The following is an 18,249-nucleotide window of genomic DNA, read 5'->3' as shown; positions in this document are numbered from 1 at the left end:
CTATGCCAATCCCAATTTTTCAACAAGGGCTTCAAACTCATTTAAACGACGTTCAAAGACTGCAAAGGCATCGTTGAGGTAGTCTTCCTTCTCCATATCAACACCAGCTTTTCTCATGACATTAAGTGGATAGTCAGACTTACCTGCCTTGAGGTAGTCGATATAGCGATCACGGTCTTCTTGACTACCATGAACAATCTTTTCAGCCAAGGCTGAGGCTGCTGCAAAACCTGTTGAATATTGATATACATAGTAGTTATAGTAGAAGTGTGGAATGCGAGCCCACTCGTATTGGATTTCAGGATTGTCTTCCTTACTCAAACCATAATACTCTTGGTTCAAGGCTGCGTACAGTTTATTTAAGAAATCGCTTGTCAAGACTTCACCATTTTGATCCGCTTGATGAATCGCGTGTTCAAACTCGGCAAATTGAGTTTGGCGGAAAACTGTTCCACGGAAACCATCTAGGAAGTTATTGAGAATAGCAAAGCGCGTTGCATCGTCTTCCACTTCTTCCAATAATTTCTCCGTCAAGATATTTTCATTGGTAGTTGATGCAATCTCAGCCAAGAAGATAGAATAATCTCCGTAAACATAAGGCTGCGTTTCACGAGTATAGCTTGAATGCATACTGTGACCTGTTTCATGAACAAGGGTAAAGAGATTGTCTAAATTGTCCTGCCAATTAAGTAGCATAAAGGCATTGGTATCGTAAGAACCACCAGAGTAAGCACCTGAACGCTTGCCTTGGTTTTCGTAAACATCAATCCAACGCTCGCTGAAGGCACGTTTGACACGGCTCAAGTAATCCTCACCCAAGACTGCCAAGGCATCTTCTGCCTTTTTCAAGGCTTCTCGGTAGGTAAAACTGTATTCAACAGAAGAAAGTGGTGTGTAGACATCGTACATCTTGAGGTCTGAAATTCCCAAGATTTTTGAACGAAGGTTAAGATAGCGATGCAAGAGTGGCAAATGCTTGCGAACTGCTGCTACCAAATTGTCATAAACACTCTCTGGAACAAAATTGGCTGCTAGGGCTGCATGACGAGCGCTCTTGTAGTTGCGAACTTTGGCACGGTAGTTTTGCACCTTAACATTGGTTTGCAAGGTTTTGGCATAGGTGTGTTGGAATTGTTGATAGGTCGCATAAAGGGCTTGATAGGCACCACGGCGAACCTCACGATTTTTAGACTCCATCAAACGTGTATAAGTCCCATGAGATAGCTGAACTTCCTTACCATCATCGTCAAGAACATAAGGGAACACAATATCCGCATTGTCCAAGATAGCAAAGGTTTCACTTGCCGAACCAAAGATTTCTCCAGCGCCAGCCAATAATTCTTCTTCGCGCTGTGAAAGAACGTGATCCTTGCCTTGCAAAAGCTTATCAAAATAGTGTTGATAAACCTGCAATTTTGGTTGAGCTTCTAAAAAGTCAGCATACTGCTTTTCGCTAATATCCATAAATTCAGGTTCATAGAATGAAAAAGCTTGGTCTAGCTGGCTATAGAGAGTCATGGCCTTGGCATAGTACTCTTGATACTTGGCTTCACGTGTGTCTTGGTCATTCTTCATATGAGCATAAACGTAAAGCTTCTCCATTTGGCGTTCCATTTCAAGAGAAAATTCAGTAATTTCGAGTAGGCTATCTGCACTATCCAGGAGATGGCCTTCATACTGGGCTACTGTCTCCAATTGTTCTGTTAAATCTTTTAAGGCTTCTTCCCAAGCTTGGTCAGTTGGGTAGATCGTTGATAAATCCCATGTATCTTTTTCATTTATTTCATGTCTTTGTAATACCATTAGATTCCTCCATCCTTTCTATTCTACCATATTTTTCAAGAAATATTGCTGATAAAAGGCTGGTGGATAGAGCTTTTGCCAATCATTTTGAGGATTTTCTTGATAATAGGTTTGAAAATACTGATAATAGCCAGTCAAATCTTTCTCAATTTGGCAAAACCCACCTACTAATGGTCGAATTTGTGGATACCATTCTTTTAGCCCGTAAGTCAGGAGATTTTCCCCCTTTTTATAGGCTTCTGCTTGTTCTTTCATCCAAAAGGGATTTTGATAATACAGTTGTTGCCGGATATAGCGACAGATGTCCTTGTCCTGAGAAACTGTAAAATGCGATATTTTTTGTTTCTTATAGGGAAAACGTAATATCTCCAGTAGACTACCGTGACCATATGGAAATTCCTTGATTTGATAATAGAGTCTGCCTCGGAGATCCTGATGGATGAGATATTTAAGCCTTAAAACCTGTTTTTCCTTGTCTACTTCCCAAACATAAAAGCCCATGTTTTGACTGAAATAGAGAAAACCTTGTTGTAGACGAGTCAAACGCTCCTTGAGCCACAGTTTTTCTCCCAACAACCACAGTACTTGGTAACCCTGACTACGATAGCCCTCACTACGCTCCTTAAGAACTTTTTGAGGCAAGGGACTACATTGAACCTCTAAAGCTAGATTGCCATTTACAAATACATCCGCAATCTGTTTAAGCTCTGGAAAAGGGTATTCTAATTGCACCTCTGCATCTTTTTCCAACCAGTGATAAAGTGATTCTTTATTTGCCAGGTGTTCTGGACTTTCATTTTCAGAGGAAAAATCACAGTCTTTTAAGGTTTTGTGGGCAAAATGGGTCCGGACACTTGGTCCTTGACGCAAACGGAGCTGACCTCCACAAGCTGGGCAGGTGTATGCTTGCTTCTCAAGCTTATCCTCTAACACATTTACCAGCTGTCCCCTAGCATCTCTCGCAACAAACATAATTTCCCTCCTTTTCTATATTATTCGTAAAAAAAGAAAAAAGACCAGGAAATTTCCTAATCTTCATCACTCTATAATTTTAGAGTTGCAAGCGACTTTCAAGAGCTTGTGTCAACACTTCAGAATAGTTCACTTTCTCACGATCTGCAAGTCTGACTAGCCACTCTGGAACCGTAACATTTTTTCGAATCGCCTTATTATTCTTTACGAAAGGCAAGGGATTGACCTGAATCAAAGTCACAAATCCATCAGGAGCTTTCAACTCAGCAATGTCACTAGGAGTAGGCAAAGCCAGTCCTTCATCAATATAAGAAGCTAAAACACTCTCAAGCATTTCCCGAGCATTTTTCATTGCAAGTTCAATCGTTGCTCCTTCAGTCCCGCCTCCAAATTCAGGAAATTCAACCCAATACCCAGTGCCTTCTTTATGAAAAATAGCAGGATAAGATTTTAGCATAATACACCTCCACAATTTCCAAATCAACTATAATCCCAAATCTTTTAATATTTTTCTCTCTAAAACTTTTCCTAGATCCTCATTACCGTGAACTGGAATAGTGACAAGATAGGGAACCCCTTCTTTCTTAAAATGATGATGACTTCCTCTCTTACGAACTTCAATCCATCCATTTGCAAGAGCTAATTTTACCATTTCCTTACCTGTGATTGGCATGTATGGTCACCTTTCTAGCTAAAATTATACTTATAATGCGTATTTTTGTCAATTCTTCTATCTTATCTATTCGTAAAAAAGAAAAAAGATCAGGAAATTTCCTAATCTTCATGTATGTTTACTTGATTTTCTTAGCTAGCATGGTCGCAAAGCGTAGTTGTATACGATTGCCATTCTCATCGCGACGGTGAAGATGACCAGGATTTTCATTGTACTTGACCAATTCCCAATCCTTGTAGTATTCAGCCAATTCTCCCTCTTTAAATGTGAATGGGAAGTTCACTGAGCAAGGATAATCCTCCGTATCCATAGCACAGACGATAAGATTGTAACCACCAACACTGGTTTTCTCCTGCATATTTTGAATAATAGCTGGAATGCGGTCTGCTTGCAAAAACATCAAAACAACTGTCGATACGATGAAATCATACGCTTGCCCAATGCTAGCTGAATTGATATCATAAAGACCAACAGGCATATCCAAATCTTCCTGCTCAACAATGCTTTGCAAGATTTCAAGGGCCAGTTCATTTTGATCCACAGCTGTCACATCAAAACCTTGCTGGGCTAGAAAGAGTGCATTACGGCCTTGACCACAGCCCAAATCCAAGGCTTTCCCTGGTTTTACTGTCTGCATTGCCTCTAGGACCTCTGAATGAACAGGATTGGTATTGTATTTCTTAGGAAAATAATCCTCAGGTTTACAATAAAACTCCAAATACCATTCCACATCGTCTGTTACAGCCTCCACTCGGTGCCAGGCTTGTGGTTGTGCCATGGGATTGTCAGCCCCTGCTTCAAATAGGTGTTCAGCTAGAACCTCCCCATCCTCTGTCAATTCAATAAACTTGAGAGTTCCTTTTAAAACAGTAATCTTGCCCCAAGTCCCAACCTTGGTATTGTGTTTCTGCTGAACAGCCTCTGGCATAGTTTCTTTAGTCCACAAAGGCATGCGTTTATAAGCAACTAATTTTTCCATTTTCATTTCCTCTTTTTATCGCTGATTAACAGCTTTCATCACGCGCGCAATATCGCGATTCTGCTCACGACGTTTGATTGACTCCCGTTTATCATAGTCATGCTTACCTTTAGCTAGGCCTAAAAGGAGCTTGGCATAGCCATCTTTGATATAGACTTTTAGGGGAACCAGTGTCATTCCTGTTCCTTTGGTCTCTTGTTCTAATTTTTGGATTTGTTTCTTATGGAGCAGGAGTTTACGACGACGTTCTGGTTCTTGGTTCCAGATATTGCCCTCTTCGTAAGGAGCGATATGAACATTGCTCAACCAAACTTCTCCATTTTTCACTTGAGCAAAGCCATCCTTGAGATTGATTCGAGCTGCTCGCACACTCTTGATTTCAGTTCCAGTCAGGACCATCCCTGCCTCTAGCGTATCTACGATTGTATAGTCGTGGCGTGCCTTTTTATTTTGTGCGACGACCTTTCCCTCGCCCTTTGCCATGCTTGGCTCCTTTCTTAGCTACTTCCTTATAAAAAGGTTTATTCCCCTTTTTCTTCTTGTCTTTTTGTGAATGCTTGCGCTTATCATTTGAGCGTCCTGATTTTCTCTTATCTTCCTTCTTATCTGAACGACGATTTGAACCATGCCCTCTGTCTTTGCGACCAGCTTGTTTCAACCCTTTTTCAATCACATCAAACTCACTTGGAATGTAAGAGAAGTCAATTTCACCCGTCAGCTTGTCGGCTCTTTCAACTCGGATACGAATCTGTTGCCCTACACGGAAGGTTGTTCCTGATTTTTCCCCACGAAGAGTCAAATCACGTTCATTGAAATGATAAAATTCAGGTAGATTAGTGATGTGAATCAAGCCTTCAACTGTGTTCGGCAATTCGACAAAGAGACCAAACTTGACAATGCTGGACACAACCGCATCGTACTCTTCACCCACGTATTCTTTCATGTACTCAGCCTTTTTCATGGCTTCGACTTCACGCTCAGCCTCAATGGCACGACGCTCACGGTTGGAAGACTGGGTCGCAATCTCTGGAATCACTTGCTCAAAATGCTCTGCCATTTCCTTAGAACGACCGTAATCACGAATCATACGGTGAACAAGAAGGTCTGGATAACGACGAATCGGACTAGTAAAGTGAGTGTAATAATCAGCCGCTAGACCATAGTGACCGTGATTATGCTCCGAATAGCGAGCCTGCTGCATGGAACGGAGAAGCATCATGGACAATACATCCGCATAAGGCTCTCCCTCAACAGTACGCATGATGTCTTGAAGCGCCTCCTGGCTAATCTCACTGGCAGTCCCATAAATCCGCAAGCCAAAACTTGAAGCATAATCAATAAACTTCTGAACCTTTTCAGCCTTAGGCTCCTCGTGAATTCGATAGATGAAAGGCAAATCCAACTTGCTAAAATGCTCGGCAACTGTTTCATTGGCCATCAACATAAAGGATTCAATCATGCGCTCGGCAATACCACGCTGACGAAGAACAATATCAACAGGCTTACCTTGTTTATCAACCAAAATCTTGGCTTCATTGGTATCGAAATTGAGGGCTCCACGTTTCACACGCATGTTTTCTAAAATTTCATGGAGCTTGGCCATAAGTTCTATACTAGGAACAATTTTCTGATACTCTTGTCTCTTTTCCTCGTCACCTGCTAGGATATCATTGACATCACTATAGGTCATACGGAAGCTTGTCTTGATAACCGTTTGTATAATGGTGTAATTGACTACACGACCATGTTTATCAATCTCCATAATGGCAGACTGGGTCAGACGGTCAACTTGAGGATTGAGAGAGCAAATTCCATTAGACAGTCGTTCTGGAAGCATTGGAACCACTCGGTCTGTTACATAGACTGAAGTCGCACGGTTAAGGGCTTCCTTGTCAAGAGCCGAACCCTCAGTCACATAGTAGGAAACGTCTGCGATGTGAACTCCGAGTTCTAGATTGCCATTTTTCAAAAGCTTGATGTGCACCGCATCATCCAAGTCCTTGGCGTCAGCACCGTCAATGGTATAGGTAATCTCATCTCTTAGATCCAGACGACCTTCCATATCCTTTTGAGACGGAGCATCCGGCACACTTTCTGCTTCCTTGACAACAGCTTCTGGAAACTCGGATACAATGTCCATAGACTCCAAAACCTCAAGGACATCAATCCCAACATCCGTCGAGTGCCCCACCACATCGAGGACACTAGCGACAAAGAAATCATGTTTCTTGCTTGGGTATTTGTCGATAAAGACCTTGAGAACTTCTGTTCCCTCGAGTTTAAGGGCAGGTTTCTTAACATAAATCGGTTGGCTGATTTTCTGGTTTTTCGAACGGATGTAACCTGCATACTTAGGTTTTTCCTGATCCAGAACGATCTGTCCAACAACGGTTGTCAAACTGTGTTCTAGGATATCGATGATTTTGGCTTCGGCTGCTGTTCCCTTATTTCGGTCAGCGACTTTCTTAATCACGACCTCAACGGTATCACCATCAATAGCATAGTTGACATCGTTTTTTCCTACAAAAAGGTCGTCCTCCTCGCCTTCCAGACTAACAAAGCCAAAGCCATTTTTATGAGCATGAAAAATCCCCTTGAGAGTAATCTCATGTTTTTTCTTGACTTCCAAGGTTAGACTTCCATCTTCTTCAAAGCGAATCTGGTGTTTTCTTTCCATTAGGGACAAGGTTTTAATCAACTCACGAAAATCCTTGGAAGCGTCTTTTCCCAAAGCCTGAGCCAAATCATTGACAGTCACCTTTCCCTTATCTTGTAAATATTCTTTTATTCTATCTTTCATATTTTCTTTCTAGATTTTTTAATTTTCTTTTACTGCAAAACCTTCTAACATATCTTTTAAAAATAAAAAGAGGCAAAGACCTAGTCCTGCCCATTATTTTCTTATCTACTTGATAATACCGTCAATGCTAAGGCAATGGCTAGCCAGAAAAAGACTAAAATCCCTGTCAAACGCTGCATAACAGCTTCAAAACCGCGTGCTTTACTGCGTTCAAACAAATCACCTGAGCTGGCATCAAATACATTGCTGGATTGGTTTTTAGTTGGTTGCATGAAAATAGCAATCACAATCACAACAGATAATACTAATAAAATGGTTAATAATAGGTTATACATATCAAACTCCTTAAAATCCTTATTATTTTACCATAAAATCTACTTAGATTCAAGATGTAGGGTTACTTTTCTTTCCTTGGGACAATACTTTAAAACCTCGATCTTGTCTGGATGGGTTTTTGAATTTTTACTGGTTAGGTAATTGATACTGCCACAAGAGGAGCATTTGAGATTAATTTTTACTCGCACTAGATTTCCTTTACTTTTAATAATGTTCGAAATTGAAGCAGGTTAAAGAGACAACTAAAGGCAACACAAAGGCTTGTCGCATAAAAGACTGCATGGTAGCCAAATTGACCTGCTACTGCAGAACCTGCCATGGGACCAACGACACCTCCCAGATAAAAGAATACCTGATTGAAGGCAAAGACCCTCGAAATGCCGGCTTTGGGAGTCATTTTGCTGAGTAGGGCATTAACCCCGGGAATCAAGGCACCGGTTCCAAGTCCAAAGAGGAAACGATAAAGTCCTAGTTGAAGGGGGCTAGAGGCATTGGCACAGAGGAGATAGATGATGACTGAATAAAACTGGGCGACAACCAAGAGGCGATGGTTGCCCACCTTGTCACCTAGCTTTCCCATAACTCCTGCACTCATCATACTGGAAAAGCCCATACTGGATACAATCAAACCAGAGACAAAAAGAAGATTCTCTGTCTGGCCTAAGTCGCGTACATAAAGAGCTAAGATATGGCCGATTGATTGGGCTGAAAATTGGATGACAAAACTGGTCAGAAAGAGGTTGATCAAAAGATAGGGATATTTAACTGATGTAAACAATTCCTTTGTTGGAATGGCCTTTTCCTTGGCTACTGGTTGAAAATCTTCCTTGATAAAGCAAATAGTTAAAACAGCAGCTAAGAATAGAAAACTACCAACCAGTAAGAAAACAGTACGAATGCCAAATAATTCTGCGATAAAGCCACCAATAAAGGGACCCGTTAGAGTACCTGCAACTACGCCTGTAGACAAAGTACCTAAGGCAGTTCCTGATTTCTCCTTTGGAACCTGACTGGCTATCAAGGCCGTTGCATTGGGAACAAAACCCGCAAATACACCATTCAGTAAACGAAGAAAGATTAACCAATAGATATTTGGCACAAAGGCCAAGCCTCCCATAGTAATGGTCATGGCCATCCCGGCTCGAACCATCATGGGTTTTCGACCGTATTTATCAGCAAGGATACCCCAGATAGGAGAAAAGAGTGCTGCGGAAATAGCAGAGACAGAAATAGCTAATCCTGCATAAAAAGCGACTTGCTCACTCCCTACACCTAGATTTTCCACAAAGATGGGCATAAAAGGCACAACTAAGGAAATACTGGCTCCTGTCAGAAAATTACCAAACCAGGCAATGCGCAGATTATCCTTCCAGTTAATCTCTATCATCTTGCTTACCTCCCTCAAGCAGGGAGAATACCTGAGTAAGAAGCTGGTCTTGATTTCCATTGTTATCTAGAACATAACTGGCCAAATCTTTCTTTTTTTCTAAAGGCCACTGGGCTGCCAGACGAAACTCAGCTTCATCTTTAGACAACTGGTCCCTTTTCATTAAGCGTTCTACTTGGACATCTCGGTCCACATAGACCAACCAAGTCTCATCAAACCAAGCGCTGTAGGCCTGCTCAAAAAGTAGGGGAATATCCATGAAGAAAATCTCTTCTGTCTGAGCCAACTGGTCTCTCAACGTAGCTAGTTCCTCACGGATAATCTCTCCTTGGATTTGCTTAGACCATTCTCGTTCTTCAGGATTTGAAAAGATAAGACTAGCTAGGAGAGGGCGATTGAGTTCTCCATTTTCTAATACAATTTCTTGACCAAAGTGCTGGACTAGAGCTTCAAACAGACGACCACTAGGTTCCTGTAGTTGGTGGACGACTGCATCAGCATCCACCACTTGAAAGCCTTGCTTTCTTAGAAAATTTGTCACGGTTGACTTACCAGAGGCAATTCCCCCAGTGATTCCGATGATTTTTCCCATCAGCCCCTCCTTTGGCACTGAGGACAAAAGTGAGTTCCACGTCCGCCTAGTTGGATTTTCTCAATGATGGTGCCACAACGTGAACATTCTTGACCAGCCTTGTCATAGACTTGATGAAAATCCTGCATGGTCCCATCTTCCCCAAAGGCATTGGTATAAGTTCGGATGGTGGAACCACCTTTTTCAACAGCCTGTCCCAATACAGCAATGGTCTGGTCATGAATGGCAGTCGCTTCTGCTACTGTCAAAGTCTGGGAAGGTCTAGCTGGATGAAGCTGAGCTCGCCAGAGAACCTCATCAACATAGATATTGCCAAGTCCAGCTACCAAAGTCTGGTCTAAAAGATGGGATTTGATAGGCTTTTTAGATTTAGCTAGAGCTACTTGAAAGACCTGCACACCAAAGTCTTGTTCGCTTGGTTCAGGTCCTAGTTTTTTAGAAATAAAGTAGGCGTCTAAAAGGTCAGGAGCCAAGAGTTCCATAGTACCAAACTTGCGAACATCCTCATAAACAAGGGTTCCACCGTCCTCAAACTGAAAGAAAACATGGGCATGCTTGCGTTCAGGTACTTGGTCTGGATAGTAAAAATACTTGCCCTCCATCCGTAAATGGGAAATCAAGACCTTGTCTGTCAAGTAAAAAAGCAAATATTTTCCACGACGTCCCATTGACTCAACAATCTGACCAGGCACTTCCTTTTGAAACTCGTTCAAATCCGTCTTAATCATCTTGGGATAGCGAATTTCTACACTCGAAATCTTCTTTCCCAAAATCAATTTTTCCAAGCCACGTCGAACGGTTTCAACCTCAGGTAATTCAGGCATAAGTCCTCCTTCTGTAAAAACAAGAAGCAGGCATGAGCCCACCTCTACTTAGTATTCTTTTTCATTATAGCCAAAGTCAGCCAAATCTAGCTTTTTATCGCGCCAGTTTTTCTTGACCTTGACCCATGTTTCTAGGAAGACCTTGTCTCCTAGCATGAGTTCAATATCACGACGAGCCATGCTACCGATTTTCTTAAGCATAGCGCCACCTTTACCGATGATAATCCCTTTTTGGCTATCGCGCTCGACCATGATTGTTGCACGGATGTGCACCTTGTCTGTCTCTTCGTCTCGTTTCATAGAATCCACTACTACTGCAACAGAATGCGGAATTTCTTCACGAGTTAGATGCAAGACTTTCTCGCGAACCATTTCTGAAACCAAGAAACGTTCTGGATGGTCTGTGATTTGATCAGACGGGAAATACTGGAATCCTTCATCCAGATTTTCACTCAAAATATCCACTAGACGAGAGACGTTATTTCCCTGAAGAGCTGAGATTGGTACAATTTCCTTGAAGTCCATCTGATTACGGAAATCATCAATCTGAGACAAAAGCTGGTCTGGGTGAACCTTATCGATCTTGTTCACAACCAAAATCACAGGGACCTTGGCAGCCTTGAGACGCTCAATAATCATGTCATCCCCCTTACCACGCGCTTCATCAGCAGGCACCATAAATAGAACTGTATCCACTTCACGAAGGGTGCTATAAGCAGACTCAACCATGAAATCTCCAAGAGCCGTTTTAGGCTTGTGAATCCCTGGTGTATCGATAAAGACGATTTGCTCCTTATCGGTCGTGTAAATTCCCATGATTTTATTGCGCGTTGTCTGCGCCTTGTCACTCATGATGGCAATCTTTTGCCCCATAACGTGATTTAAAAAAGTTGACTTCCCAACATTAGGGCGTCCTAAAATGGCTACAAAGCCTGATTTAAAAGTCATAATTTCCTCTTACTGTTTAAAATATTAAATCCCAGATTCGTGGGAGAAAAATCAATGCGCCTGTTAAGGCTGCGAAAAGAGAGACCACTAATACCGCGCCAGCCGCCATATCCTTGGCATTTTTAGCCAGCATGGAAAAGTGATAGTGGCTGGCCAGATCTACCACATTTTCAATAGCAGAGTTGATAATTTCAAAGGCTACTACCAAGAAAATGCTCAATAGGAGAAAGAGCCATTCGATTCGTGACACCTGAAAAACAAAACCTGCAAGAATGACCACTAGAGCCGTCACTGCGTGTTTTCGCATATTGCGTTCTTCCTTGATAGCAGTAAAAATCCCTGTAATCGCAAATTCTAAACTGGATATCAGGTCACGATTTTTCCATTTTCGTTTATTGTCTTGTGAGTCCATAGGCTGTCAAAATTTCTTCTTGTAAACCGAACATCTCCGCTTCTTCTTCCGGAGTGTAGTGATCATAGCCGTTGATATGTAAAAAGCCGTGTACTGCCAAGAAGCCCATCTCACGCTCAAAGCTGTGACCATATTCCTCGGCCTGCTCATGAGCCTTATCGATAGAGATGAACAGTTCTCCAATATAGGCATCAAACTCAGACATCATCTCTGCCAATTCTGGATTTTCAAGCAAGTCCTCTTCGTCAAAGGCAATTTCCAACTCTGGCTTATACTCAAGGCTGATGACGTCTGTCGGACGGTCTGTGTCACGGTACTCCAGATTGAGTTCATGACTACGTTCATTAGTCACAAAGGTAACTGCCATTTCCTTGTCTTCTTTGCCTAATTTTTGGGCTGCAAATTCCAAAATTTCTTGGGTTTGTTGCAACATTTCTTTTGAAACTTGACCAGTTTCATCTACCATTTCAATATACATGTACTTCTCGTTTCTCTTTACTTGGCTTTATTATACCACATTTCCATGATTTTATTCTACCTTTTTGATATAATACTATGGAATACAATCACAAGGAGAGAACGATGTCATTTGACGGATTTTTTTTACACCACATGGTTGAGGAATTGCAAAGAGAGTTAGTGAACGGTCGCATCCAGAAAATCAATCAGCCTTTTGAACAAGAGTTGGTCTTGCAAATCCGCAGCAATCGCCAAAGCCATCGTCTGCTCCTTTCTGCCCATCCTGTTTTTGGACGCATTCAGCTGACCCAAACGACTTTTGAAAATCCAGCCCAACCTTCCACCTTTATCATGGTTTTGAGAAAGTATTTACAGGGTGCCCTGATTGAGTCGATTGAGCAAGTGGAAAATGACCGTATTGTGGAAATCACGGTTTCCAATAAAAACGAGATTGGAGACCATATTCAGGCTACCTTGATTATCGAGATTATGGGTAAACACAGTAATATTCTACTGGTCGATAAAAGCAGTCATAAAATCCTCGAAGTCATTAAACACGTCGGCTTTTCACAAAATAGCTACCGCACTTTACTTCCAGGATCGACTTATATCGCTCCGCCAAGTACGGAATCGCTCAATCCTTTCACGATCAAGGACGAGAAACTCTTTGAAATCCTGCAAACACAGGAAACGACAGCTAAAAATCTTCAAAACCTCTTTCAAGGTCTGGGACGCGATACGGCAAATGAATTGGAAAACATTCTGGTTAGTGATAAACTATCTACTTTCCGTAACTTTTTCAGTCAAGAGACCAAGCGTTGCTTGACAGAGACTTCTTTCAGTCCAATTCCTTTTGCCAATCAGGTGGGAGAGCCTTTTACCAGTCTTTCTGATTTGCTGGACACCTACTATAAGGACAAGGCTGAACGCGACCGCGTCAAACAGCAAGCCAGTGAACTCATTCGTCGTGTTGAAAATGAACTTCAAAAAAATCGACATAAGCTTAAAAAACAAGAAAAAGAGTTACTAGCGACAGACAATGCTGAGGAATTTCGCCAAAAAGGGGAATTGCTGACAACCTTCCTCCACCAAGTGCCTAACGACCAAGACCAGGTTATCCTAGACAACTACTATACTAACCAACCTATCACGATTGCGCTTGATAAGGCCTTGACTCCCAACCAGAATGCCCAACGCTATTTTAAACGTTACCAGAAACTCAAAGAAGCTGTCAAATACTTGACTGATCTGATTGAGGAAACCAAGGCAACCATTCTCTATCTGGAAAGCGTAGAAACCGTCCTCAACCAAGCTGGACTAGAAGAAATCGCTGAAATCCGTGAAGAATTGATTCAAACAGGTTTTATCCGCAGAAGACAGCGAGAAAAAATTCAGAAACGTAAAAAACCAGAACAGTATCTAGCAAGCGATGGCAAAACCATCATCTATGTCGGACGCAATAACCTGCAAAATGAGGAACTAACCTTTAAAATGGCCCGCAAGGAGGAACTTTGGTTCCATGCCAAGGACATTCCTGGAAGCCACGTTGTCATCTCAGGCAACCTAGACCCATCTGATGAAGTTAAAACAGACGCAGCAGAACTTGCAGCCTACTTCTCTCAAGGTCGCCTGTCAAATCTGGTTCAGGTAGATATGATTGAAGTCAAGAAACTCAACAAACCAACTGGTGGCAAACCCGGCTTTGTCACTTACACAGGACAAAAGACCCTCCGCGTTACACCAGACCCCGAAAAAATCTCATCCATGAAAAAATCCTGATTTTACTTGAAATCAGGATTTTTAACTTACTATTCACTCAAATCATATCCAATTATAGGACTAATCTTTGCCACCTAGTTTCTCATTGATTTTCATCATCACACTAGCAATTTTTTCACCCCAATAAGGGTCTGAGGCATATTCCACATTCATACCAGACGCCTTGTTTCCAAGGAAAGTTCTGCCCCTATCGATATAATTTTCCTTAATCCACTTTGTTGCACCTAAAATTCCCTTATCCACATCATCAAATGTCTTGGCAGAAAGGTAAGGTGTCGTATCATAGGCTGTAATTCCAAAGAAATTATTCTTATCTTTGGCAATCTTGCTACGTCCCCAGTCACTTTCTAAGGCACTATGGGCAAGGAGGTATAGGGCATTGATATGGTAATGTTCTTCGGCTTCCTTAAAGGTAGATCCCTTATTTTCTAAGAGGCTATTATTAATATTTAACAAACTAAATACCTTATCCAAGTCTTCAGCACTATAGTTTGTAGCCTCTGTCAAATCTTTAAAAAGGAAGGGATTTTCAAGGTTAAAACCATCAAAATGCAGCCCATCTGCCGAATAATATTTCTTGCCTACTTCCATATCAGAAAGATGAGCAGCTACTGGGATACTAGCATTCTGAGCCACATAGTGATAAAAACGATGTCCATCACTCTCATAATAAGGGATAAAATCCTTACCAGCATCTAGCGCTTGTAAATCTTCTGTTTTCATATAGCCTGACAAACCAGAAATAGTAATAGCCAGGCGCTTCTCATCACTTTTTCTATCCTTATCTAGCCAAACAACACTACCTTGCGATATATAGGACAGCTTTTCACCATCTGCATTATAGATATTTGCAGTAACTGGAAGGACCTGATAATAATCAGAGCTAGTCTTGGACTCCTTATTCCACTTTCCATCGTTTCCTAACTGATGACCATCAATAGTCTCATTTTTTGCCATGTAGCCACCGGATTTGAAGTAGTACCAGGCTTGATTTTTAGAATCGTATACCCATTCTTTCTCAGCCATTTTGCCATCAGATTTTAGATAAAACCATGACTCCTTATCCAAAATCCATTCATTGGCTGCCATATAGCCACCGGATTTTAGATAATAATAGTGACCATTTTCGAAAATCCATTCTTTATCAGCATGATTTCCATTTTCTTTGATATAAAACCAAGATTGGTATTGTTTGTCAAAAAGCCAACCTTGCTGTACTTTTGCGCCACTAGCATTCACATAAGTCTGGTCAATCCACTGACTTGTCAGTAAATAACCACCAGATTTGAAATAATAGTCCTTGCCCTTAATTTGGAGCCATTCTTTCTCTGCGTGTTGTCCATCTGCTTTGATATAAAACCAAGCATCATATTGAGAATCATATACCCAGTCTTCTATTACCTTGGCACCTGTTGCACCAACATAGGAAGTACCTAGCCAAGCATTTCTTTTCATCTTTCCATCTTGGTCAAGATAATAGAGCGCTCCCTTTTCTTCTACCCATTCTGACTTGGCCATATAGCCACCAGATTTGAGGTAAAAATAATCGTCACCTTGCTTTAGCCATTCATTTTCAGCATAGTTGGCATCTTCTTTTATATAAAACCAAGATTGATAGTGAGCATCAAAAACCCACTCATTGGCTGCTTGATTCCCATCTGCTTTCAGGTATTGTTTTCCTTGCCAAGTACCATCACTAGCCATTGCACTCTCTGGTCTGGCTAAGAAAAATAGCAGAGCTAAAAAAACAAATCTCAATTTCTTCATAAACTTTCTTCCTCTGTTCTTTCTATTTTATTGTATCAAAATTCTCTCTAATCAACATTACAAACTGATAAAAAATCAAGAACAGATTGATTGCAGTTTACCACAGAGACTCTTTTACTTCCTTGCGGAGATTTTCTAGACTGCTGATACCATATTTATCCATAACCTTTGGTAAATTTTCGATAATATCAGGACAGGCATATGGATTGGTAAAGTTGGCTGTTCCAACTCCAATAGCCGATGCTCCAGCCAGATACATTTCTAGGGCAGCTTCTGCCGAATCCACTCCCCCCATTCCAATGATAGGCAGGTCTGTTGTTTGGGCGACTTGGCGGATGAGTTTGAGGGCTACTGGAAAGACTGCCGGACCAGACATTCCACCTGTTCCATTGGCCAAGATTGGTTTTCTGGTTTTGAGATCAAAGCGCATTCCAACTAGGGTATTGATCATGGTCAATCCACTTGCTCCCGCATCTTCTGCAGCTTTTGCGACAGTGACGATATCGGTCACACTAGGGGTTAATTTGACATAAACTGGCACATCAGAGGCTTCCACAGCTGCTTTCACCACATCATAAGCCAAATCTGGATCTTGACCTATCAAAAGTCCATGATTACAGTGATCTACATTGGGGCAAGAAATATTGAGCTCAATAGCCTTTACATTGGCTGCCTTAGAAATACCATGAGAAACAGCTGCATACTCTTGTTTTGAAAAACCAGCTACATTGGCAATAATGGGAAGATTTGGATACTCTCTTTCTAGCCAAGGTAACTTTTCAGCCAAAACAACTTCCAAACCAGGATTTTGCAAGCCAATTGCATTGAGCATACCAGCGGGTGTTTCTGCCACCCTTGGAGTTGGATTGCCAAAACGGGCTTCAAGTGTTGTCGCCTTGATCATAATAGAACCCAAAAGGTCTAAATCATAGTACTTGGCATACTCTTGACCAAAACCAAAACAGCCTGATGCTGGAATAATCGGATTTTTCAAATCCAAGCCTGGTAGAGAAACTTGTAAACGATTTGTAGTCATAATTTTCTCCTTATAATACAACTGTTCCTGTGCGGAAAACAGGGCCATCTTCACAGACGCGTTGGCTGACCGTCTCGCTTTCTGGCACTTTTAGGACGCAGGCATAGCAAGCCCCCATCCCACAAGCCATACGAGATTCCAGAGATAAATAGGCTCTTGGGTGGTCATAAAAGGTTTGATTGATATACTTCATCATTCCAGGCGCCCCACATGAGTAAACAGCATCAAACTGACTGTCTAAATCATTAATGACGACGGAAACATTGCCCTTAATACCATAAGAACCATCATCTGTCGTTACAAAGACTTGACTATATTGGGCTAATTCTTTTTCAAGGATAACAGCAGCCTTATTAGCAAAACCGAGAACTGTCACTACTTTCACACCACGCGCATGCAATTCCTTGGCTACCTCAAGCAAGGGCGGTACGCCAATCCCCCCTCCAACAAGGAGAATCTGGCTCTGCTCATCTAGATCAGACAAATCAAAACCATTTCCCTGAGGGCCCATCACATCAAGAGTATCCCCCTGACTTAAGGTTGAGAAAATAGCTGTCCCAGCCCCTTCAATCCGATAAATGAGATGACACTGCTTCTTAACCTTATCAATAGATGAAATCGAAATAGGACGGCGCAAAAGATGGGCATCATCAGGCACACGCAGATGAAGAAATTGGCCTGCTCGCATGGCTTCAACCATTTCCCCTTCTAGGACTAATTCAAAGATTGCTGGCGCGATTTCCTCCTGTGCTACCACCTTCATGGTTTCCAAACGAATTGCACCCAAACGTTTCTTACATGTGGGATTCATGACTTTTCCTCCTTAAATTTTAAGGGGACCAGACAAAGAAAAGACCTTGCTAGTGCAAGGTCTCAGTTAAAATCGTACAACAGAAGAGAGCACACTCAAAAAGTCTCCTCTAGAAAATTGCACTATTCTTTTATCTGACACCTTGTGAGTCTCTCTGGACTCCCCTTAAAGGTTAAATTTTTACTAGTATACTCTTTCAGCTAAAAAAAGTCAAGTAGAAAACGAACATTCTACTTGACTTCACGTGATTATTTTTCACGAATGACTTCGACCTTGTATCCATCAGGGTCTTTGATAAAGTAATAGTTAGGTGCAGTTCCTGGTAGACCATTTGGCTCAGTCACTTCATATCCTTTGGCACTGTGCTCTTGATGAAGTGCCTCAAGATCAGGTGTACTGAGGGCGATGTGGGCAAATCCATCTCCAACCACATAAGGACCGTGATCGTAGTTATAAGTCAACTCCAACTCATAGTCGTCACCCTCAAGTCCTAGATAGACAATCGTGAAGGCATGGTCTGGAAAATCTCTGCGACGCAATTCTTTAAAACCAAAAGCATCTTGATAAAATGCGATTGATTTTTCAAGATTTTCTACTCGCAAGCAAGTGTGTAGCATTTTTGAAGCCATATTCTTCTCCTTTATTTTTAAAAAGACTGGGACAATCATGTT

The 18,249-nt window shown here is 41.6% G+C and carries 20 protein-coding genes; 1 reads left to right on the top strand and 19 read right to left on the bottom strand.

What is annotated here, in order from left to right; all coding sequences use genetic code 11:
* The 15 genes from pepF to ybeY all read right to left on the bottom strand — a co-directional run bounded on the left by pepF (position 1) and on the right by ybeY (position 12,204).
* Complete coding sequence (gene pepF, locus N8L39_RS01055) at positions 1 to 1,803, bottom strand: oligoendopeptidase F (protein ID WP_261009963.1); 1,803 nt, start codon at positions 1,801 to 1,803, stop codon at positions 1 to 3.
* An 18-nt stretch (positions 1,804 to 1,821) separates the two neighbouring features.
* A complete protein-coding gene (locus N8L39_RS01050; protein ID WP_261009964.1) occupies positions 1,822 to 2,775 on the bottom strand; it encodes a competence protein CoiA in 954 nt (317 codons plus the stop codon).
* Between the two features lie 79 nt (positions 2,776 to 2,854).
* The gene (locus N8L39_RS01045; protein WP_033686624.1) at positions 2,855 to 3,232 is read right to left on the bottom strand and encodes a type II toxin-antitoxin system HicB family antitoxin; all 378 of its coding nucleotides are present in this window, start codon (positions 3,230 to 3,232) and stop codon (positions 2,855 to 2,857) included.
* 27 nt (positions 3,233 to 3,259) lie between these two features.
* Positions 3,260 to 3,448 carry a type II toxin-antitoxin system HicA family toxin gene (locus N8L39_RS01040; protein ID WP_261009965.1) on the bottom strand — a complete coding sequence of 63 codons (189 nt, stop codon included), beginning with the start codon at positions 3,446 to 3,448 and terminating at the stop codon, positions 3,260 to 3,262.
* Between the two features lie 118 nt (positions 3,449 to 3,566).
* Positions 3,567 to 4,427, bottom strand: coding sequence for an SAM-dependent methyltransferase TehB (tehB, locus tag N8L39_RS01035; RefSeq protein ID WP_261009966.1), 861 nt, complete (start codon positions 4,425 to 4,427; stop codon positions 3,567 to 3,569).
* 15 nt (positions 4,428 to 4,442) lie between these two features.
* A complete protein-coding gene (gene smpB, locus N8L39_RS01030) occupies positions 4,443 to 4,910 on the bottom strand; it encodes an SsrA-binding protein SmpB (protein ID WP_001051750.1) in 468 nt (155 codons plus the stop codon).
* Positions 4,873 to 7,227: a ribonuclease R gene (gene rnr, locus N8L39_RS01025; protein ID WP_261009967.1), complete on the bottom strand. Its 2,355-nt coding sequence runs from the start codon at positions 7,225 to 7,227 to the stop codon at positions 4,873 to 4,875. The genes smpB and rnr overlap by 38 nt, the downstream gene beginning before the upstream one ends.
* 101 nt (positions 7,228 to 7,328) lie before the next feature.
* A complete protein-coding gene (gene secG, locus N8L39_RS01020) occupies positions 7,329 to 7,562 on the bottom strand; it encodes a preprotein translocase subunit SecG (RefSeq protein WP_000282517.1) in 234 nt (77 codons plus the stop codon).
* A 39-nt stretch (positions 7,563 to 7,601) separates the two neighbouring features.
* Positions 7,602 to 7,751, bottom strand: a complete 150-nt coding sequence (rpmG, locus tag N8L39_RS01015) for a 50S ribosomal protein L33 (protein ID WP_001809104.1) — start codon at positions 7,749 to 7,751, stop codon at positions 7,602 to 7,604.
* Positions 7,751 to 8,950, bottom strand: a complete 1,200-nt coding sequence (locus N8L39_RS01010; RefSeq protein WP_261009968.1) for a multidrug efflux MFS transporter PmrA — start codon at positions 8,948 to 8,950, stop codon at positions 7,751 to 7,753. The genes rpmG and N8L39_RS01010 overlap by 1 nt, the downstream gene beginning before the upstream one ends.
* Positions 8,937 to 9,542 (bottom strand): dephospho-CoA kinase, encoded by a 606-nt coding sequence (gene coaE / locus N8L39_RS01005; protein ID WP_247927809.1) that lies wholly within the window; start codon positions 9,540 to 9,542, stop codon positions 8,937 to 8,939. The genes N8L39_RS01010 and coaE overlap by 14 nt, the downstream gene beginning before the upstream one ends.
* Positions 9,542 to 10,366 (bottom strand): DNA-formamidopyrimidine glycosylase, encoded by an 825-nt coding sequence (gene mutM, locus N8L39_RS01000; protein WP_261009969.1) that lies wholly within the window; start codon positions 10,364 to 10,366, stop codon positions 9,542 to 9,544. The genes coaE and mutM overlap by 1 nt, the downstream gene beginning before the upstream one ends.
* Positions 10,367 to 10,414: 48 nt before the next feature.
* Positions 10,415 to 11,314, bottom strand: coding sequence for a GTPase Era (gene era / locus N8L39_RS00995; protein ID WP_000143264.1), 900 nt, complete (start codon positions 11,312 to 11,314; stop codon positions 10,415 to 10,417).
* A 16-nt stretch (positions 11,315 to 11,330) separates the two neighbouring features.
* Positions 11,331 to 11,726, bottom strand: coding sequence for a diacylglycerol kinase family protein (locus N8L39_RS00990; RefSeq protein ID WP_000378156.1), 396 nt, complete (start codon positions 11,724 to 11,726; stop codon positions 11,331 to 11,333).
* Positions 11,707 to 12,204, bottom strand: a complete 498-nt coding sequence (gene ybeY, locus N8L39_RS00985) for an rRNA maturation RNase YbeY (RefSeq protein ID WP_000275156.1) — start codon at positions 12,202 to 12,204, stop codon at positions 11,707 to 11,709. Before ybeY ends, N8L39_RS00990 begins: the two co-directional genes overlap by 20 nt.
* 104 nt (positions 12,205 to 12,308) lie before the next feature.
* Between ybeY and pavA the strand changes: the two genes are divergently transcribed.
* Entirely contained in the window at positions 12,309 to 13,964 is a 1,656-nt protein-coding gene (gene pavA, locus N8L39_RS00980) for an Rqc2 family fibronectin-binding protein PavA (protein WP_261009970.1), read from the top strand.
* Between the two features lie 60 nt (positions 13,965 to 14,024).
* Here the strand turns inward: pavA and N8L39_RS00975 are convergent, their stop codons facing one another.
* The 4 genes from N8L39_RS00975 to gloA all read right to left on the bottom strand — a co-directional run bounded on the left by N8L39_RS00975 (position 14,025) and on the right by gloA (position 18,207).
* Entirely contained in the window at positions 14,025 to 15,731 is a 1,707-nt protein-coding gene (locus tag N8L39_RS00975; RefSeq protein WP_261009971.1) for a glucosaminidase domain-containing protein, read from the bottom strand.
* Between the two features lie 97 nt (positions 15,732 to 15,828).
* Positions 15,829 to 16,815 carry a dihydroorotate dehydrogenase gene (locus N8L39_RS00970; RefSeq protein WP_261009972.1) on the bottom strand — a complete coding sequence of 329 codons (987 nt, stop codon included), beginning with the start codon at positions 16,813 to 16,815 and terminating at the stop codon, positions 15,829 to 15,831.
* On the bottom strand, positions 16,778 to 17,578 hold the full coding sequence (locus N8L39_RS00965) for a dihydroorotate dehydrogenase electron transfer subunit (protein ID WP_049515202.1): 801 nt from the start codon (positions 17,576 to 17,578) through the stop codon (positions 16,778 to 16,780). The genes N8L39_RS00970 and N8L39_RS00965 overlap by 38 nt, the downstream gene beginning before the upstream one ends.
* A 248-nt stretch (positions 17,579 to 17,826) precedes the next feature.
* Complete coding sequence (gene gloA / locus N8L39_RS00960) at positions 17,827 to 18,207, bottom strand: lactoylglutathione lyase (protein WP_000157151.1); 381 nt, start codon at positions 18,205 to 18,207, stop codon at positions 17,827 to 17,829.
* Between the last annotated feature and the right edge of the window lie 42 nt (positions 18,208 to 18,249).

The organism is Streptococcus mitis, from assembly GCF_946190285.1.
In the GTDB taxonomy this organism is placed as follows: domain Bacteria; phylum Bacillota; class Bacilli; order Lactobacillales; family Streptococcaceae; genus Streptococcus; species Streptococcus mitis_CP.
The sequence above is the reverse complement of the archived record's forward strand: the minus strand, read 5'-3'. Positions and strand labels throughout refer to the sequence as shown.

Coding starts and splice junctions, on each gene's coding strand:
- N8L39_RS00970 (WP_261009972.1), bottom strand. CDS start 16,815: ATGGCCCTGTTTTCCGCACAGGAACAGTTGTATTATAAGGAGAAAATT.
- tehB (WP_261009966.1), bottom strand. CDS start 4,427: ATGGAAAAATTAGTTGCTTATAAACGCATGCCTTTGTGGACTAAAGAA.
- mutM (WP_261009969.1), bottom strand. CDS start 10,366: ATGCCTGAATTACCTGAGGTTGAAACCGTTCGACGTGGCTTGGAAAAA.
- pepF (WP_261009963.1), bottom strand. CDS start 1,803: ATGGTATTACAAAGACATGAAATAAATGAAAAAGATACATGGGATTTA.
- secG (WP_000282517.1), bottom strand. CDS start 7,562: ATGTATAACCTATTATTAACCATTTTATTAGTATTATCTGTTGTGATT.
- rnr (WP_261009967.1), bottom strand. CDS start 7,227: ATGAAAGATAGAATAAAAGAATATTTACAAGATAAGGGAAAGGTGACT.
- N8L39_RS01010 (WP_261009968.1), bottom strand. CDS start 8,950: ATGATAGAGATTAACTGGAAGGATAATCTGCGCATTGCCTGGTTTGGT.
- gloA (WP_000157151.1), bottom strand. CDS start 18,207: ATGGCTTCAAAAATGCTACACACTTGCTTGCGAGTAGAAAATCTTGAA.
- N8L39_RS01050 (WP_261009964.1), bottom strand. CDS start 2,775: ATGTTTGTTGCGAGAGATGCTAGGGGACAGCTGGTAAATGTGTTAGAG.
- N8L39_RS01040 (WP_261009965.1), bottom strand. CDS start 3,448: ATGCCAATCACAGGTAAGGAAATGGTAAAATTAGCTCTTGCAAATGGA.
- N8L39_RS01045 (WP_033686624.1), bottom strand. CDS start 3,232: ATGCTAAAATCTTATCCTGCTATTTTTCATAAAGAAGGCACTGGGTAT.
- smpB (WP_001051750.1), bottom strand. CDS start 4,910: ATGGCAAAGGGCGAGGGAAAGGTCGTCGCACAAAATAAAAAGGCACGC.
- ybeY (WP_000275156.1), bottom strand. CDS start 12,204: ATGTATATTGAAATGGTAGATGAAACTGGTCAAGTTTCAAAAGAAATG.
- N8L39_RS00965 (WP_049515202.1), bottom strand. CDS start 17,578: ATGAATCCCACATGTAAGAAACGTTTGGGTGCAATTCGTTTGGAAACC.
- pavA (WP_261009970.1), top strand. CDS start 12,309: ATGTCATTTGACGGATTTTTTTTACACCACATGGTTGAGGAATTGCAA.
- coaE (WP_247927809.1), bottom strand. CDS start 9,542: ATGGGAAAAATCATCGGAATCACTGGGGGAATTGCCTCTGGTAAGTCA.
- N8L39_RS00975 (WP_261009971.1), bottom strand. CDS start 15,731: ATGAAGAAATTGAGATTTGTTTTTTTAGCTCTGCTATTTTTCTTAGCC.
- N8L39_RS00990 (WP_000378156.1), bottom strand. CDS start 11,726: ATGGACTCACAAGACAATAAACGAAAATGGAAAAATCGTGACCTGATA.
- era (WP_000143264.1), bottom strand. CDS start 11,314: ATGACTTTTAAATCAGGCTTTGTAGCCATTTTAGGACGCCCTAATGTT.